General features: G+C 72.5%; 17 protein-coding genes. 11 read left to right on the forward strand and 6 right to left on the reverse strand.

Annotation, left to right across the window (positions count from 1 at the left end):
* Nucleotides 1-7 precede the first annotated feature (7 nt).
* From ABFT23_RS15125 to ABFT23_RS15140, 4 genes are all read left to right on the forward strand, one after another.
* The gene (locus tag ABFT23_RS15125) at nt 8-1039 is read left to right on the forward strand and encodes a sugar ABC transporter substrate-binding protein (protein WP_347896580.1); all 1032 of its coding nucleotides are present in this window, start codon (nt 8-10) and stop codon (nt 1037-1039) included.
* A 35-nt stretch (nt 1040-1074) separates the two neighbouring features.
* On the forward strand, nt 1075-2610 hold the full coding sequence (locus tag ABFT23_RS15130; RefSeq protein WP_347896582.1) for a sugar ABC transporter ATP-binding protein: 1536 nt from the start codon (nt 1075-1077) through the stop codon (nt 2608-2610).
* Nucleotides 2594-3592, forward strand: a complete 999-nt coding sequence (locus ABFT23_RS15135; RefSeq protein ID WP_347896584.1) for an ABC transporter permease — start codon at nt 2594-2596, stop codon at nt 3590-3592. The genes ABFT23_RS15130 and ABFT23_RS15135 overlap by 17 nt, the downstream gene beginning before the upstream one ends.
* Nucleotides 3593-3675: 83 nt before the next feature.
* Entirely contained in the window at nt 3676-5451 is a 1776-nt protein-coding gene (locus ABFT23_RS15140) for an ABC transporter substrate-binding protein (protein ID WP_347896586.1), read from the forward strand.
* Between the two features lie 40 nt (nt 5452-5491).
* Here ABFT23_RS15140 and ABFT23_RS15145 read toward each other — a convergent pair whose 3' ends face one another.
* A complete protein-coding gene (locus ABFT23_RS15145) occupies nt 5492-6979 on the reverse strand; it encodes a SulP family inorganic anion transporter (protein ID WP_347896588.1) in 1488 nt (495 codons plus the stop codon).
* Between the two features lie 161 nt (nt 6980-7140).
* On the opposite strand from ABFT23_RS15145, the gene ABFT23_RS15150 reads away from it, so the two are divergent.
* Nucleotides 7141-7533 carry a MerR family transcriptional regulator gene (locus tag ABFT23_RS15150; protein WP_347896589.1) on the forward strand — a complete coding sequence of 131 codons (393 nt, stop codon included), beginning with the start codon at nt 7141-7143 and terminating at the stop codon, nt 7531-7533.
* Nucleotides 7534-7565: 32 nt separating this feature from the next.
* Here ABFT23_RS15150 and ABFT23_RS15155 read toward each other — a convergent pair whose 3' ends face one another.
* Nucleotides 7566-7823 carry a DUF4287 domain-containing protein gene (locus ABFT23_RS15155; protein ID WP_347896591.1) on the reverse strand — a complete coding sequence of 86 codons (258 nt, stop codon included), beginning with the start codon at nt 7821-7823 and terminating at the stop codon, nt 7566-7568.
* A gap of 39 nt (nt 7824-7862) precedes the next feature.
* Nucleotides 7863-8375 carry a MarR family winged helix-turn-helix transcriptional regulator gene (locus tag ABFT23_RS15160; RefSeq protein WP_347896593.1) on the reverse strand — a complete coding sequence of 171 codons (513 nt, stop codon included), beginning with the start codon at nt 8373-8375 and terminating at the stop codon, nt 7863-7865.
* A 103-nt stretch (nt 8376-8478) separates the two neighbouring features.
* Here ABFT23_RS15160 and ABFT23_RS15165 point away from each other — a divergent pair, with 103 nt between their 5' ends.
* The 4 genes from ABFT23_RS15165 to ABFT23_RS15180 all read left to right on the forward strand — a co-directional run bounded on the left by ABFT23_RS15165 (nt 8479) and on the right by ABFT23_RS15180 (nt 11853).
* On the forward strand, nt 8479-8766 hold the full coding sequence (locus tag ABFT23_RS15165) for a DUF1540 domain-containing protein (RefSeq protein WP_347896595.1): 288 nt from the start codon (nt 8479-8481) through the stop codon (nt 8764-8766).
* A 46-nt stretch (nt 8767-8812) separates the two neighbouring features.
* The gene (locus ABFT23_RS15170) at nt 8813-9451 is read left to right on the forward strand and encodes an alpha/beta hydrolase (RefSeq protein WP_347896597.1); all 639 of its coding nucleotides are present in this window, start codon (nt 8813-8815) and stop codon (nt 9449-9451) included.
* Between the two features lie 129 nt (nt 9452-9580).
* Complete coding sequence (locus ABFT23_RS15175; protein WP_347896598.1) at nt 9581-10246, forward strand: TetR/AcrR family transcriptional regulator; 666 nt, start codon at nt 9581-9583, stop codon at nt 10244-10246.
* The gene (locus ABFT23_RS15180) at nt 10246-11853 is read left to right on the forward strand and encodes an MFS transporter (protein ID WP_347896600.1); all 1608 of its coding nucleotides are present in this window, start codon (nt 10246-10248) and stop codon (nt 11851-11853) included. Before ABFT23_RS15175 ends, ABFT23_RS15180 begins: the two co-directional genes overlap by 1 nt.
* A gap of 91 nt (nt 11854-11944) precedes the next feature.
* Here the strand turns inward: ABFT23_RS15180 and ABFT23_RS15185 are convergent, their stop codons facing one another.
* The 3 genes from ABFT23_RS15185 to ABFT23_RS15195 all read right to left on the reverse strand — a co-directional run bounded on the left by ABFT23_RS15185 (nt 11945) and on the right by ABFT23_RS15195 (nt 15537).
* Nucleotides 11945-12964, reverse strand: a complete 1020-nt coding sequence (locus tag ABFT23_RS15185) for a uroporphyrinogen decarboxylase/cobalamine-independent methonine synthase family protein (protein WP_347896602.1) — start codon at nt 12962-12964, stop codon at nt 11945-11947.
* Entirely contained in the window at nt 12964-14061 is a 1098-nt protein-coding gene (gene mnmA / locus ABFT23_RS15190) for a tRNA 2-thiouridine(34) synthase MnmA (RefSeq protein ID WP_347896604.1), read from the reverse strand. The genes ABFT23_RS15185 and mnmA overlap by 1 nt, the downstream gene beginning before the upstream one ends.
* A gap of 291 nt (nt 14062-14352) precedes the next feature.
* The gene (locus ABFT23_RS15195; protein WP_347896606.1) at nt 14353-15537 is read right to left on the reverse strand and encodes a cysteine desulfurase family protein; all 1185 of its coding nucleotides are present in this window, start codon (nt 15535-15537) and stop codon (nt 14353-14355) included.
* Between the two features lie 228 nt (nt 15538-15765).
* Between ABFT23_RS15195 and ABFT23_RS15200 the strand changes: the two genes are divergently transcribed.
* Together ABFT23_RS15200 and ABFT23_RS15205 are read left to right on the forward strand one after the other, a co-directional pair.
* Nucleotides 15766-16317: a sigma-70 family RNA polymerase sigma factor gene (locus ABFT23_RS15200; RefSeq protein WP_347896608.1), complete on the forward strand. Its 552-nt coding sequence runs from the start codon at nt 15766-15768 to the stop codon at nt 16315-16317.
* On the forward strand, nt 16314-17000 hold the full coding sequence (locus ABFT23_RS15205) for an anti-sigma factor family protein (protein ID WP_347896609.1): 687 nt from the start codon (nt 16314-16316) through the stop codon (nt 16998-17000). Before ABFT23_RS15200 ends, ABFT23_RS15205 begins: the two co-directional genes overlap by 4 nt.
* The last annotated feature ends 9 nt before the right edge of the window (nt 17001-17009 follow it).

Genomic DNA, 17009 nt, shown 5'->3' on the forward strand with positions numbered 1-17009 from the left:
AACCACCATGACCAAGCTCCGCACCTCCCTCGCCCTGGCCACGACCGCGGCCGTCTGTCTCGGCGCCACGGCCTGCTCGTCCGGCGCCGAGACGTCCGACTCGTCGTCCGCGACGATCATCGAGGCCCCGGTCTCGGACCCGCAGGACCTCAAGATCGCCTACTTCTCGGCCGGGACCAGCAATTCCTACCTGCAGGCCGCGATCGAGGAGGCCGAGAAGACCGCCGACGAGATCGGTGCCGACCTCGACGTCTTCGACGGCGCCTTCGACGCCCAGGTGCAGTTCGACCAGATGCAGCAGGCGCTGACCAGCGGCAAGTACAACGCGTTCGTCGTCGAGCCCAACGACGGCAACCTCGTCTGCGACATCCTCACCACCGAGGCCCCGAAGAAGAAGGTGCTCGTCTCGGTCTTCAACCTGCCGATCTGCGGGCGCGCCACCAACCTCGGCGACGAGACCCACCAGCCGGGCACGATCACCTACGTCGGCGGACAGACGCTCGACGTCTACGACGCCTGGGTGCAGGACGTCATCGACTCGCACCCCGACGGCGCCAAGATCGCGCTCGTCTCGGGCCCCGACCTCAACGCCAACACCATCTGCTTCTTCAAGGCCGCCGAGGCGTTCGCGAAGGTCGACGGCTTCGAGGTCGTCGCCCAGCAGACCACCGACTACACGACCCCGAAGGCGTTCGACGCCGCGCAGACGATCCTGCAGGCCAACCCCGACCTCGACGTGCTCATGTCGAACTTCTCGGGCATGACCCGCGGCGTCGTCGAGGCCGTCGGCGGCAAGGACGTCGAGATCTACGACTTCGGCGGCGACGAGTGGGCCCTGCAGAACGTCGCCGACGGCAACCTCACGAGCTCGGTGATGATGCTGCCGCGCGCCGAGACCCGCGAGGCCATCCAGGCCGTCGCCGACTACGTCTCGGGCGAGACCCCGCCGACCTTCATCAACCTCGCCGAGTCCGACGAGCTCCCGGGGACGCCGTTCGCGACCGCCGAGAACATCGCCGACTTCACCGCGGAGTACTGAGCCACCCGGCTCACGAGGAGCACCAGGAGATCGTCATGAACGACCCCACTCCCCAGGCACCGACGACCAGCACGCCGGCGATCGCCTGCCGTGGCGCCCGCAAGGTGTTCTCCGGCTCCGTCGCCGTCGCCGGCGCGGACGTCGTCGTCCGCACCGGCGAGGTGCACGCCCTCGTCGGCGAGAACGGCGCCGGCAAGTCGACCCTGCTCGGCATGATCAGCGGCCGCCTCGCCGCCGACGACGGCACGGTCGAGGTGTTCGGGCACCGCCTCCAGGGCGGCAACCCCCGGGAGAGCCGCGACCACGGCCTGGTGGCGGTCTACCAGGAGCTCACGATGGTGCCGGGCCTCACCGCGGAGGCCAACGTCTTCCTCGGCCAGGTCCGCACCCGGCGCGGCCTGCTCGACGCGCGAGGGATGCGCCGCCGCTACCTCGAGCTGTGCGACGAGCTCGACATCCACGTGCCGCCGACAGCACTGGCCCGCGACCTGTCGGTCTCGCAGCAGCAGATGCTCGAGATCATGCGCGGCATCGAGAGCAACGGCCGGATCCTGGTGCTCGACGAGCCGACCGCGGCGCTGGCCGAGCACGAGCGCGAGGTGCTCTACCGCGTCCTGCGCACGCTCACCGCGCGCGGCACGACGATCGTGTTCGTCAGCCACAACCTCGACGAGGTGCTCGACCTCAGCGACACCATCACGGTGCTGCGCGACGGGCAGGTCGTGCGCAGCGCGGCCCGCGCCGACTGGACCCGCCCGACCTTGATCGAGCACATGGTCGGTCGCACCGTCGACAAGCTCGCCGAGCGCGGCACGCACCCGGCCGGCGCCGAGGTCCTGTCCGCCCGCAGCGTCCGCCTCCCCGGGGTGCTGCACGACATCGACGTCACCGTCCGCGCCGGTGAGATCGTCGGCCTGTGGGGCCTCGTCGGCTCCGGCCGCACGACGTTCCTCCGCTCGCTCGCCGGGGCCGAGCCGGCGTCGTCCGGCGATCTGCGCATCCACGGCGAGGAGGTCGCCTGGCCGAGGACGGTGCGTCGCTCGATCGACCGCGGCGTCGTCCTGGTGCCGGAGTCGCGCAAGGAGGCGCTCGTCCTCGGCATGGACGGCACCAGCAACTTCTGGCTCGGACGTCGACGAGGCGGGCCGTTCCTCGACCGGGGCGCCGAGCGCGAGGACGCCGCCGAGACCGCCGGGTTCTTCGCCTTCGACCGGTCGCGGCTCGGCGCGCCGGTGCGCACGCTCTCGGGAGGCAACCAGCAGAAGGTGCTGCTGGCCAAGTGGGCCGGCCACCGGCCCGACGTGTTCCTCATCGACGAGCCGACCCGCGGCATCGACATCGGCGCGAAGGCGGAGGTGCTGACCTCACTGGTGCGGCTCGCCGCCGAGGGCGCCGCGGTGGTGGTGACGTCGTCGGAGCTCGAGGAGGTGCTCGCGATCGCCAACCGCCTGCTGGTCTTCGCGCACGGCAGCGTCGTGCGCGAGATCGCCAGCGACGACCCCGAATTCAACGTCGACGCCGTCGTGCGTCACGGCTTCAGCACAGGAGACACCGATGAACTCGTCCACTGACCTCTCCCCCGCGGCACCCGCCGCCGCGGCCGCACCCGCCGGTCGGCCTGCGTTCGCGCCGGCGGTGTCGCGCTTCGCGATGATCGGCGTCCTCGTCGCCCTCGTGGTGCTCGCCACCGCGCTCTACCCCGGATTCCTGTCACCGGCGAACCTGCGCGACCTGCTGCTGCAGAACACCGCGGTCGGCATCGTCGCGCTGGGCATGACCTTCGTGATCATCTCCGGCGGCTTCGACCTCTCGGTGGGAGCCACCTACGCCCTCGGTGCCACGGTCTCGGCCGGCGTGGCCCTGTCGACCGGGTCTCCGGTGCTCGGCATCCTGGCCGCCGTCGGTGCCGGCGTGGTCTGCGGCATCGCCAACGGCACCCTCGTCGCCCGCATCGGGATCAACCCGTTCGTCGCCACCCTCGGCAGCGCGTCGGTGATCTCGGGCATCGCGTACCTGTACTCGAGCTCCGCGCCGTTCATCGTGGCCGACCCGAACTTCAAGATCCTGGCCCGCTCCAGCGTCGCCAGCATCCCCACGCCGATCGTCGTGCTCGCCGTCACCTTCGTCGTCGGCGGGGTCGCCCTCGCCATGACCCGCTACGGCCGCAACATCTACGCCGTCGGCGGGAACCACGAGGCCGGCTGGCTCTCCGGTCTCCGCGTCAAGGACCTGACCGCCAGCGTCTACGTGCTCACCGGCGTGCTCGCCGCGTTCGCCGGCACGATCGACGCCTCGCGGCTCGGTGTGGGCCAGGCCGACGTCGGCGCCAACATCGCCCTCGACGCGATCGCGATCGTCATCGTCGGCGGCACCTCGCTGCGCGGCGGCGAGGGCGCGGTGTGGCGCACGGCGGTCGGCCTGCTCATCTTCGCGACGCTGACCAACCTGTTCTACAGCCTCAACCTCTCCCAGAACTGGCAGCTGCTCGCCAAGGGCGCCATCGTCCTGGTCGCCGTCGGGCTCGACTCCTGGTCGCGCAACCGCCGGTCGTAGCGCACGCAGGCACAGCAGCTCGTCGTAGAATCCGAGGCTGTCCACTCCAGGCTCGGGGCCCGCATCTCACGAAGGAAGTCACCGTGTCCCCGTCACCGTCGCCGGTCGTGCACGAGATCGTGCTGACCTCCGACGGTGCGCTGTCCACGGTCCGCGGGGTCGGTGCCGACGTCGCGACCGGACGCCTCGAGGGCCTGGTCGAGATGGCCCGGCGGGCCGGCCGCCTCGCCGGGCACCACGAGCTGTCGTTCTTCTGGCGCGACGACGATCTGCGGGTGGTGTTCGCGACGGTCCGCTCGCTGGGCCACGAGTCGCGCACGTCGTTGTCGTGGGTCGACGACGTCGAGGTCCCGCACGGCATCACCCAGCGCGAGCTCGACGTCGTGACGCTGCTCGTCGGTGGTCTCAGCAACGCCCAGATCGCGGCCCGGCTCTGGACCAGCGTGCGCACGGTCACGACCCACGTCGAGCGCGTGCTGGCCAAGCTGGGCGTGTCGTCCCGCGCCGGAGCGGCCGCCGTCGCGGTCGAGGAGAGCCTGCTCGTGCTGCCGCTGCCCGGCGGGCCCGAGGGCTTCGAGCGGCTCCTCATCGGCATCCTCAGCACGCCCGAGCCCGACGACGACGTCCCACCGCCGTTGGTGCACCGCCCGCCCGAGCCGCCACGCAGCGGACGACGCTCGGTACGTCGTCCGATCCTGCTGGGATGCGCGTTCCCCGTCACCGGGGAGATCGCCGAGGACGGCGTCGAGATGGTGCGCGCCAGCCAGCTCGCGATCGACGAGATCAACGCCCGCGGCGGCATCAGCGGACGCCCGGTCCGCCTCGTCAACGTCGACCTCGACATCAAGAGCAGTGTCTCGGTCGCCCGCGCCTTCGACGACCTCGCCGGCCAGGACGTCGACGCGATGGTCTCGGGCTACCTCGACGACCAGCGGGTCGCCCACGAGATCGCGGCCGAGCACCAGGCGCCCTACCTGCACGCAGCGACCCTCGACTCCATGGTCCGCCTCGTCGAGGACAACCCCGGCCGCTACGGCAACGTCTTCCAGATCTGCCCGAGCGACACCAACTACGGGCCGGGCTTCGTGAGCACGATGTCGTTCCTGCGCGACTCGGGACAGCTGCCCGCGCGCAGTAGGTCGCTCGCCGTCGTCCGCGGGCACTGGAAGCTGGGCGACCTCGGCCTCGAGCAGGCCGTCGCGCTGGCCGACCGGCAGGGTTGGTCGATCGACTACCTGGCCGACGACGTCAGCGGCGCCGAGGCGTGGCGCGAGCACGGACGACGCGTCGCCGCGCTGGCCCCGGCCGCGGTGATGATCGGCAGCTACTTCGTCGAGGAGACCGCTCAGTTCGTGCGGGCCTTCCAGGACGACCCGGCGCCGACGGCGCTCTACGCCCTCTACGCACCGTCGATCCCCCGGTTCCGCATGGAGATGGGCCCGGCCGCGGAGGGCCTGCTGTGGGCGACGACCACGGGCACCTACTCCGATGCCGTCGCGCGCCGCTTCACCCAGCGCTACCGCGACACGTGGGCGGTGAGTCCGGGGCGCTCGCACGCCGGGATCGCCTACGACCGCGTGCGTCTGCTGGCCTCGGCCTGGGCACGGGCCGACTCCCCGCGCGACTTCGCCTCCGTCAACGAGTCGCTGCGCCAGGGCGTGCACCGCGGCGTCAACGGTGCCTACAGCTTCGCCAGCGCCGGCCAGTCGGCGCTGGCGTACCCGCTGGCCACCCCCGATCCGTCGATCGCGATGGCGCACCTGGTCTTCCAGATCCAGGACAACCGCCAGCGCATCGTCTACCCGTCGCCCTACACCGAGGCCACGTTCCGGCGTCCGGAGTGGTGGCCGAGGGGCTGAGGCCGTCGGCACGGCCGCGCGCCGCGCCGCGTTGGCTGCGTCAGTGCGAGGCGAGCGTGCCGGTCAGGCGTGCGTGCCGGTCGGCACTCGAGGCGTTGAGCCCGACGATCGTCACCGTGGTCCCGCGTCGCTCGTACTTGGTGGTGATCGCGTCGAGGGCCGCGACGCTCGAGGCGTCCCACACGTGCGACGCCGAGAGGTCGATGACGACACGCTCGGGGTCCTCGGCGTAGTCGAACTGGGTGAAGAGGTCGTTGCTGGAGGCGAAGAACAGCTCACCCGTGACCCGGTAGACGGCGGTCGCGGCGCCGTCGGCGTCCTCGACCAGCTCGCGGTCGGTCTCGGTCAGGTGCGCGACGCGACGGGCGAAGAGCGTCATCGCGACGAGGACTCCGACGACCACGCCGATCGCCAGGTTGTGCGTGGCGACGGTGACCGCGACCGTGGCGACCATGACGGTGGTCTCGCTGCGCGGCATCCGGCGCAGGGTGCGCGGGCGCACGGAGTGCCAGTCGAAGGTGCCGACCGAGACCATGACCATCACCGCCACCAGGGCCGCCATCGGGATGAGCGCGACGACGTCGCCGAACCCGACGACCAGCACGAGCAGGAAGGTGCCGGCCAGGAAGGTCGACAGGCGCGTGCGGGCGCCCGAGACCTTCACGTTGATCATCGTCTGGCCGATCATGGCGCAGCCGCCCATGCCGCCGAAGAAGCCGGTGACCAGGTTGGCCGCGCCCTGGCCCATCGCCTCGCGCGTCTTGTCCGACGGGGTGTCGGTGATGTCGTCGACGAGCTTGGCGGTCAGCAGCGACTCGAGGATGCCGACGAGAGCCATCGCCAGGGCGTAGGGCGCGATCACCTGCAGCGTGTCGAGCGTGAACGGCACGTCGGGCACGAACCACGAGGGCAGCGAGTCGGGCAGGTCGCCCTGGTCGCCGACGTCGGGGACGTCGACGGCGGCGACCAGCACGAAGGCGGTCAGCGCCACGATGGCGACCAACGGGGCGGGGACGACGTCGTTGACGCGCGGCAGGCCCACGATGAGCGCGATGCCGACGGCGACCATCGGGTACACCGCCCAAGGCACGTCGACGAGGTGCTCGACCTGCGCGAGGAAGATCAGGATCGCCAGGGCGTTGACGAAGCCGACCATGACCGAGCGCGGGATGAACCGCATGAGCCGGGCCACGCCGGCGACCGCGAGCAGGACCTGGACGAGCCCGCCCAGCAGCACGGTGGCGATGAGGTAGTCGTAGCCGTGCTCGCGCATCACCGGCGCGATCACCAGCGCCACGGCCCCGGTCGCGGCGGAGATCATCGCCGGGCGGCCACCGAGGAACGAGATGGCGACCGCCATCGTGAACGAGGCGAAGAGCCCGACCTGCGGGTCGACGCCGGCGATGATCGAGAACGAGATCGCCTCGGGGATCAGCGCGAGCGCCACGACGAGCCCGGCAAGCACCTCGGTGCGCAGCAGCCGGGGCGAGCGGAGCGCGGTCCGGACGGAGTGGTCGGGCACGGTCACGACAGGTGGATCCGATCGTTCGGGAGACGGGACGTCGGCGACCACCACCCGGCGTGCGTGGGAGACGATGGTGCGGCGCGGACCGGCGGCTTCGCCGGCCCGCCGAACTCTACCCTCACGTAAGGGTAGGGTTGAACTCCCGCCACAGTGAGGACGACCACGTGACCGGCACGGTGATGCACATCGGCGAGGTCGCCGCTCGCACCGAGCTGTCGCTACGCAGCCTGCGCCACTGGGAGGAGGTCGGGCTGATCACGCCGTCCGACCGCACCGAGGGCGGCTTCCGGCTCTACACCGACGACGACGTCGAGAAGATCCTCGTCGTCCGCCGGATGAAGCCGTTGGGGTTCAGCATCGAGGAGATGAAGGACGTGATGGCCGACATCGAGGCGCTGCGCGACCCCGGGGCCGACGACGCCCGCCGCGACGACGCCCGCCGCCGCCTCGCCGCCGTCCAGGACGACGCCGCCGACCGCCGCCAGAAGCTGGTGCGCCAGCTCGAGATGGCCGACGAGTTCATCGGCCTCGTCGCTCGAGAGGCGAGGCGTCCCTGACCCACACCCGCGCCGGCCGCGGGCTCAGGGCGTCACGCCCCTCGAGCCGCGAGGCCGTCGAGGCGCAACGCGCCGTGCTTGGCCTCGATGGCCTCCTGCCCCTTGGCGATCAGCTGGGCGAGGTTGGCGGCATGACCGTGACCGAGGCCGTGGTCGGCCTTGAGCCAGGTCACGACCTCGGTGAACCTGGCGCCGGAGAGCCCACGCTGGGCGGCGAGGTCGATGAACTGCTGCGGCGTGACGCCGCTCTTGGCCTCGGCGTTGTCGAGGTGGGTCTGGAATCCGCTCATGCCAGGTCGACCCGGCCCGCGGCCCACCCTCATCGCGCCTCAGTCGCTGAAGTCGCCCCGACCGGCCCGGAAGCGGCCGAGGATGCGCACGAGGTCCTCGATGTCGTCGGAGTCGAGACCGACCTGCTCGAACACCTCGGCGTTGAGGGCGGCGGTCGCCTCCTCGACGAGCGACGCCCCCTTCGGCAGCAGCACCAGGATCGCCGAGCGTCCGTCGTCGGGGTTGGGGGCCCGGTCGATGAGGCCGTCCTCCTTGAGCCGGCTGGCCAGGCTCGTGAGCGACGTCGGGTGCACCTGCAGGCGGTGACCGGCGCGCAGCATCGTCATGCGCTGCTCCGAGGCGAAGCTGAGCAGACGGAGCAGCTCGAACCGGGCGAAGGTGAGCCCGAACGGGCGCAGCAGTGCGTCGATCTGGGTCAGCAGCAGCTGCTGGGCCCGCATCACCGAGGTCACGGCGGCCATGCCGTCCGCGGCGTCGTCCCAGCCGTGGGCGCGCCACTGGCGGCGGGCCTCGGCGATGGGGTCGCGTCCGGGCGGGGCAGGGGTGGGCATCGGGTGCATCGTAGGGCTCAGCGCCCCTCGACCGGCGCGATCCGACCATGAGGTGAGGCTCACCAGGCTGGACGAGGGCCGTGATCCGGGTCACCGTGGAGCCATGACCACCATGAGCCTGCCGATCATCAGCACCTGCAGCGCCGAGGGGTGCAGCTACAACCACGACCACGACTGCCACGCCGCAGCGATCACCATCACCGGCGCGAGCAGCTCGTGCGGCACCTACGTCGACGAGGCCGCCAAGGCCGGCATCGACACCACCGGGCAGGTGGGCGCCTGCCACCGCAGCGAGTGCGTGCACAACAGCGCGCTGGAGTGCTCGGCCGAGAGCGTCGAGATCGGGTCGGCCTCCGACGTCGCCGACTGCCTGACCTTCCAGGCCCGCTGACGCACCTCACCCCATCCGGACGGCGCGCGCCGTCCGAACAGCAGGTGTGACCGCCACCCTGCCGTTCCTCGGCGACGCCGCCTTCACCCGGCTCGACGCTCCCGACCAGCGCGCGGTCGCGCTGCTGCTGCACGGCGGCAAGCAGGCCAGCACCCAGCCTGTCGACGGCCGCAGCGCGTCGTGGCGGCGGATGGCGGCCATGCAGCGCGCCATCACCCCCGACCTGCACGACGCCGGCATCGGCACCTGGCTGCTGCGCTACCGCGTGCGCGGCTGGAACGGCGGCCGGCCGGTCGACGACGCCCGGTGGGCCCTCGACGTCGTCCGCCACCACCTCGGCAACGTGCCCGTCGTGCTGCTCGGGCACTCGATGGGCGCGCGGACGGCGGTGCACGTCGCCGACGACCCGTCGGTGGTCGGCGTCGTCGCGCTCGCGCCGTGGTGGCTGCCGGAGGACCCGGTCGACCGGCTGCAGGACAAGCCCGTTGTCGCCGCGCACGGGCGTACCGACAAGATCACCTCGGCCCGGCAGACCCGTGCGTTCCTGCGCCGCGCGGAGGCGTCTGCCCACCCGCCGTCGTCGACGTCGTTCCACGACATCGGTCGCGTCGGGCACTACATGTTCCGCCGCGTGCCGGCGTGGAACGCCGTCGCCACCGACGCGGTGCGCTCGCTCCTGACCTGACCCGCGCCGCCGCGACGAGCCGTTCACCCACCGTTCGGCCGATACCGGGTTGCGAGGAATGAAACGAGTCCGTAACGTCTTGATGGAACGAAACGGTTCCGTTCTATCTAGTGACGAAGGACACACCCCATGACGCCACCCGTCGGCTCCGGCACCGACGCCGGCACCCGACCCCGCGTCGAGGGCGACCGCGAGCAGGAGATCCTCGACGCGACCCTCGACGTCCTGGCCGACCTCGGCTACGACCGCCTGACGATGGACGCCGTCGCGCAGGCCGCCCGGGCGTCGAAGGCGACGCTCTACCGGCGCTGGAGCACCAAGTCGGCGCTCGTCATCGACTCGCTGTGCTCGATGAAGGAGCCCCACGAGGTGCCCGACACCGGGTCCCTGCGCGGCGACCTGGTCGACATGTTCTGCGGCATGGGCGGGCTCACCGACGAGCGCCAGATGGCCGTGCTCGGCAGCGTCATCACCGCCATCGGTCGCGACGCCGACTTCGCGCAGGCGTTCCGCGAGCAGTTCATCGGGCCCAAGGCCTCGATGAGCAACGTCGTCTGGGAGCGCGCGATCTCCCGCGGCGAGGTCTCCGACGACGTCGACCTCGACGTCGTCGTGCCGGCGCTGCCCGGCATCGTCCTGCACCGGATGTTCCTGCTCGGCGAGGAGCCGACCACCGAGTTCATCGAGCAGGTCATCGACCAGATCATCCTGCCGGCCGTCGCCGTCCGGCCGGCCTCCCCTGCTTCAGCCTCCCGTCCGACCTCCCGCACGACCCAGCACGAGAAGGATTCCTGATGACCGACCTGACCAAGACCGCGGAGGACGCCCCGGAGGCGAAGCCTCAGCGCGAGCTGCACCTCGGATGGGCACTCGTGCTCATCTCGGTGGCGCAGCTGATGGTGGTGCTCGACGCCTCCATCGCCAACATCGCCCTGCCGTTCATCGGCGAGGACCTCAACATCAACGACGCCAACCTCACCTGGATCGTCACCGGCTACGCCCTCGCGTTCGGTGGCCTCCTGCTGCTCGGTGGGCGGCTCGGCGACCTCTACGGACGCCGACGCATCTTCATGGTCGGCCTCGCGACGTTCGCCGTCGCCTCGCTGCTCGGCGGCTTCGCCTCCAACGAGCCGCTGCTGCTCGCCGCCCGCGGTCTGCAGGGCCTCGGTGCCGCGCTGGCCTCGCCGGCCGCGCTCGCGCTCATCACCACCACCTTCCCGGCCGGCCCCGCCCGCAACCGGGCGTTCGCGGTCTACGCGGCCATGTCGGGCGCCGGTGCCGCCGTCGGCCTCATCCTCGGCGGCTGGCTCACCGGCCTCGACCCGATCCTCGGCCTCGAGGGCTGGCGCTGGACCTTCTTGATCAACGTGCCGATCGGCCTCGCCGCCGCCGCGCTCGCCCCGCGCTTCCTCAACGAGTCCGAGTCGCACCCCGGCCAGCTCGACATCCCCGGTGCCATCACCGGCACCCTCGGCCTGCTCGGCCTGGTCTACGGCTTCAGCCGCGCCGGCGAGGAGGCCCACGGCTGGGGCGACACCTGGACGATCGCCTCCCTCGTGGCCGGTGTCGCGATGCTCGTCGTCTTCGCCGTCGTCGAGTCGCGGGTCTCGCACCCGCTGCTGCCGGTGCGGGTCTTCGCCAACCGCACCCGCGCCACCAGCTTCCTGGTGATGGCGCTCGTGCCCGCCGCGATGTTCGCGATGTTCTACTTCCTCAGCCTGTTCATCCAGCTGGTCGTCGGCTACGAGCCGCTGCACACCGGCTTCGCGTTCCTGCCGTTCTCGGTCGGCATCGTGATCGGTGCGGGCCTCTCCTCGAACCTCGTCAACCGCATCGACCCGCGCTACATCGCCGGCATCGGCACCCTGATGGCCGCCGCGGCGCTCGTCGGCTTCGCCCAGCTGTCGGTGCCGAGCTCGTTCGAGGCGGTCACCACCGCACTGACGGCCGACGGCAACCTCGGCGGCGACGTCAACTACTGGACGTCGATCTTCCCGTTCATCGTGCTGATGTCGGTCGGCATGGGCCTGACCTTCGTGCCGCTGACCCTCACCGCCGTCCACCACCTGCGCGCCGAGGACTCCGGCATCGGCTCCGGCGTCCTCAACACGATGCAGCAGGTCGGCGGCGCCGTGGGCCTCGCGATCCTCAGCACCGTGTCGCTGCACTTCGCCGAGGACACCAAGAACGCGCTGTTCGGCGCCGCGACCACGGCGGGTGCGCCGGGCGACCAGGCCGGCAACATCGCCTTCATCGGCTCCTTCACCGAGGGCGCCACGGCGGCGTTCTACGTCGGCGCCGTCTTGATCGCCCTCGGCTCCGCGGCGATCTGGCTGTTCCTCAACGTCAAGCACACCGAGCTCGCGACCGATGGTCCCGAGGGTGGCGTGCACGTGGGCTGACGCCCCTCGACGAGCATGGCGGCCCGTCACCTCTCCCCGTGGGAGGTGGCGGGCCGCCGCCGTTCGTGGCCGGTCCCGGTCCGGGGACCGGCTACGCGCCGTCGTCGGCCGCGTCGGCGCCCGAGAGGTGGCGGGCCGTCGCGGTGGTCAGGGTGAGAGCGCGGCGCACCCAGGCCGGAGAGGCGCCGGCCAGCCCGCAGGTCGGCGTCACGACGAGGTGCTCGCCGACGACGCCGGGGTCGAGCCCGAGCGCGTCGAGCCAGCGCAGCACGCGCTCGGTGATCTCGCCGTCGGTCGGGGCGGCCGCGGCGTCGGTCGCGGGGACGACGCCGAGGGCGACCGTCTCCCCCGCCTCGAGCATCGCCGCCAGGACGTCGTGCCCGGCGGCGTCGACCGTCGCGAGGTCGACGGCCAGACCACGCGCGCCGGCGCCACGCACCAGGTCGAGCGGCGTGGACGGCGCGCACGAGTGCACCCAGGGCTCGGCGCCCGCGTCGTCGATCGCCGAGAGCACCCACCCGAGCGTCTCGCTCAGCTCGGGCCGGTCGACGGTGCGGTGCCGGTGGAACCCGGACGCCGTGGGCACGGCGCCGGCCGCGACGGCGGCCAGCGCCGGCTCGTCGACCTGGACGACGAGCCGATCGACGCCGTCGACCCGCCGACGGACGTCGCGCACGTGCGCGCGCACGCCCTCGGCGAGCGCCTGGGCGAGGTCGCGACGCAGGCCGACGTCGGCGAGCACCCGGTCACCGCGCGGCCGCTCGACGGTCGCGGCGAGCGTCCAGGGGCCGGCGACCTGCACCTTGAACGACCCCTGGTAGCCCTGCAGCTTCTCCTCGAGGCCGTCGAGGTCCTGCGCGAGCAGGCTGCGGGCACGACGGTGGTCGACCCCCGAGGTCTCGGACGACCCGGTGACCCGCCAGCCGGCGGGCTGGAGGTCGATGCCGAGGTCGGTGACCATGGCCAGCGCACGTCCGACCATGCCGGCCGTCACGCCGCGACCCGGCACCTCGACCAGGTGCGGGAGGTCGGGCACCTCGCCGATCACGAGACGCTGTGACTCGTCGAAGTCCTCCCCGGGCATCGACCCGACGGCGCTGGCCAGTGCCATCAGGCGGTGCTCGCGATGGTGGCCGAGCCGACGACGCGCGTGCCGTCGTAGACGACGGCCGCCTGCCCGGGAGCGATGCCGTAGGCCGGCTCGTGCAGCTCGACCGCGACCTCGTCGCCGCTCACCCGCACCGTGGCGGGCAGCTCGGCCCCGTGGGCGCGCAGCTGCACCGTGCCCTCGACGACGCGCGGCACGGTGCCGCACCAGCGCGGCTTGATGCCGGTCAGCTGCCGGACGGCGAGGCGCTCGCGGGCCCCGACCGTGACCGTGCCCGAGACCGGCTCGATGTCGAGCACGAACCGCGGCTTGCCGTCGGGCGCAGGCCGGCCGATGCGCAGGCCCTTGCGCTGGCCGATCGTGAACCCGTAGGTGCCCTCGTGCCGGCCCAGCTCCTCGCCCGTGTCGGCGTCGACGATCGCGCCGCCGTGGTTGGGTGCGCGCTCGCCGAGCTTCTCGCGCAGCCAGCCGGCGTTGTCGCCGTCGGCGACGAAGCAGATGTCGTGGCTGTCGGGCTTGTCGGCGACCAACAGGCCGCGGCGCGCCGCCTCGGCCCGCACCTCGGACTTCGGCGAGTCGCCGAGCGGGAACAGCGAGTGGGCCAGCTGGTGCTGGTCGAGCACGCCGAGCACGTAGGACTGGTCCTTGCCGTCGTCTACCGCGCGGTGCATCTCGACCAGGCCGTCGGCGCCCGTGACGAGCTGGGCGTAGTGGCCGGTGGCGACGGCGTCGTAGCCCAGCGCGAGGGCCCGCTCGAGCACCGCGGCGAACTTGATCTTCTCGTTGCAGCGCAGGCAGGGGTTGGGCGTGCGCCCGGCGGCGTACTCGTCCATGAAGTCGACGACGACGTCGTCGTGGAAGCGCTCGGAGAGGTCCCAGACGTAGAACGGGATGCCGATCACGTCGGCCGCGCGACGCGCGTCGTTGGCGTCCTCGATGGTGCAGCAGCCGCGGGCCCCGGAGCGATAGGACGCCGGGTTGCGCGACAGGGCGAGGTGCACCCCGGTGACGTCGTGGCCGGCCTCGTGGGCACGGGCCGCGGCGACCGCCGAGTCGACGCCACCGGACATGGCCGCAACCACCCTTCGAGGGGCGCTCATGCGGCCCTCCGGGCGTGGGGACCGCCCACCTCAGGGCAGGCCCTTCGAGGGGCGCTCATGCGGCCCTCCGGGCGTGGGGACCGCCCACCTCAGGGCAGGCCCTTCGAGGGGCGCTCATGCGGCCCTCAGGGCGTGGGGACCGCCCACCTCAGGGCAGGCCCTTCGAGGGGCGCTCATGCGGCCCTCCGGGCGTGGGGACCGCCCACCTCAGGGCAGGCCCTTCGAGGGGCGCTCATGCGGCCCTCCGGGCGTGGGGACCGCCCACCTCAGGGCAAGGCCTCCGGAGCGCGCTCATGTGCGTCGGGCCGCCCGGGCCCGCTCGACGACCGGCACGATCGCCTCGACGACCGCGTCGACGTCGTCCTCGGTGGAGGTGTGCCCGAACGAGAAGCGCAGGGAGTGGCGCGCGGCCTCGGCGTCGCAGCCCATCGCGAGCAGCACGTGCGACGGCTGCGCGACACCGGCCGAGCAGGCCGACCCGGTGGAGCACTCGATGCCCCGCGCGTCGAGCAGCATCAGCAGGGAGTCGCCCTCGCAGCCGGGGAACCCGACGTGGGCGTTGCCGGGCAGCCGGCCGGGTCCGAGGTCGGCCCCGTGCAGGTGGGCGTCGGGCACCGCCTCGCCGAGGCGGCGCACGAGGTCGTCGCGCAGCGTCGCGAGGTGGACGGCGTGCTCGGCCTGGTGCTTGACGGCGAGCTCGACCGCGGCCGCGAACGCCGCGATCGCCGGGGTGTCGATGGTGCCGCTGCGGATGTCGCGCTCCTGGCCGCCACCGTGCACCAGCGCGACGACGTCGAGCTCGCGCCGCACGACGAGCGCCCCGACACCGAAGGGCCCGCCGAGCTTGTGACCGGTGAGCGTGAGCGCGTCGACGCCGGACGCCGCGAAGTCGACCGGCACCTGGCCGACCGCCTGCACCGCGTCGGTGTGCACGGGGATGCCGTGCGGCCGGCAGAGGGCGACGACCTCGGTGACCGGCTGGAGGGTGCCGACCTCGTTGTTGGCCCACATCACCGAGACCAGGGCCACGGAGGTCGGGTCGCGCTCGATCGTGGCGCGCAGCGCGTCGAGGTCGAGGCGACCGGAGCGGTCGACCGGCAGCAGCTCGACCTCGGCGCCGTCGTCGTCGCCGAGCCAGTGCACGGGGTCGAGCACGGCGTGGTGCTCGATCGCGGTGGTGAGCACGCGGGTGCGGCGGGCGTCGGCGGAGCGACGGGCCCAGAAGATCCCCTTGATCGCGAGGTTGTCGCTCTCGGTGCCGCCGGAGGTGAACACGACCTCGCCGGGACGGCAGTCGAGCGCCTGCGCGATCGTCTCGCGCGACTCCTCGACCACGCGCCGCGCGTGCCGGCCGGAGGCGTGCAGCGAGCTGGGGTTGCCGACGTCGCGCAGGTGCGCCGTCATCACCTCCACCGCCGCGGACACCATGGGGGTCGTCGCGGCGTGGTCGAGGTAGTGCACCTGCTGGTCGTCCATCGCGTCTCTCAGGGTACGACCCGCGCGCACCACCCTCGCAGGCGACCGGCACCCGTCCGCGAGAACCCGTCGCACGGTTGCTCAACACGACGGGCTCGGCGTCCGTACTCCCGGGCGACCCCGGCACCGATCCCGACACCGACCGACCAGGAGTGACATGTCCCCGTCGCACGCCCGACCCACCGTCGACGTCGTCGTCGCCTCCTGAACGCCACACTGGTCGACACCATGGCCTCCCCCGCGTCGCGTCCGGACCCCGTCCTGTCCCGGGAGGACGGCGTCCGCGCCGCCTACGCCGCCCACGGCGACGAGCTCTACCGGCTCGCCCTGCGCGGCCTCGGCGACGCCGGCGCCGCGCAGGACGTCGTCCAGGAGACGTTCCTGCGGGCCTGGCGCGCCCGCGAGCGCTACGACTCCTCACGAGCGAGCCTGCGCACCTGGCTGTTCGAGATCGCCCGCAACGTCGTGATCGACACCCACCGGGCCCGCTCCTCACGCCCCTGGCTGCGCGGGCTGGCCGACCACGAGACCCTGGAGCGTGCCGCCCCCGAGGTCGCGGACGGCTGGGAGGTGCTCATGAGGAGGGTGCTGGTGGAGGAGGCGTTGCGCCGGATCGGCGACGACCACCGGCGCGCCCTCGAGGAGACCTACCTGGCCGACCGGCCCTACCCCGAGGTCGCCGCCGAGCTCGGCATCCCGGAGTCGACGCTGCGCAGCCGGGTGTTCTACGGACTGAAGGCCCTGCGGGTCGTGATGGAGGAGATGGAGGTGACGTCGTGAACGAGCCGCTGGACCACGAGAAGCTGCGCACCGACCTCGGCGCCTACGTGCTCGGTGCCCTGCCCGCCGACGAGGCGGCTGTGCTCGAGGCGCACCTGGCCACCTGTGCCGGGTGCCGTGCCGAGCGCGACGACCTGCTGCCGGTCGCCGCGGTGCTCGGCGAGCTGCGCGGCGACGACCGGGGCGCCGCGCCCCCGGCCACCGTGCCGTCCGGTCTCGACGACCTCGTGCTCGCCCGCCTCGACCGCGAGGCGGCCCGTGAGCGCCGGACGGCGTGGGCGCGCCGCGCCGGGCTCGCAGCTGTGGCCGGTGCGGCCGCCGCCGTCGTGCTGGTGGCCGGGCTGGCGATCACGCGCGACGACGTCCCGGAGCCGAAGGTCGTGCCGACCGAGGCGGTCGCGGTCGTCGTCACCGACGACGACGTCACCGCCGACGCCGCGCTGGTCAACCACACGTGGGGCGTCGAGGTCCGTCTCACCGCGGCCGGGTTCGACGACGGCGGCCGCTACCGGGTGGCGATCGTGGGCACCGACGGCAAGCGCTACCCGGCCGGCGCGTTCGTCGGCACCGGCGCGCGCGAGATGGTGTGCAACCTCAACTCCGCGGTGCTGCGACCCGAGGCGAGCGGCTTCGAGGTGCGCGACCGGTCCGGGCAGGTCGTGGTGAGCTCGGCGTTCGCCTGAGTGCGAGCG

It is taken from the genome of Nocardioides secundeburneus (assembly GCF_039939255.1).
Lineage (GTDB): Bacteria > Actinomycetota > Actinomycetes > Propionibacteriales > Nocardioidaceae > Nocardioides.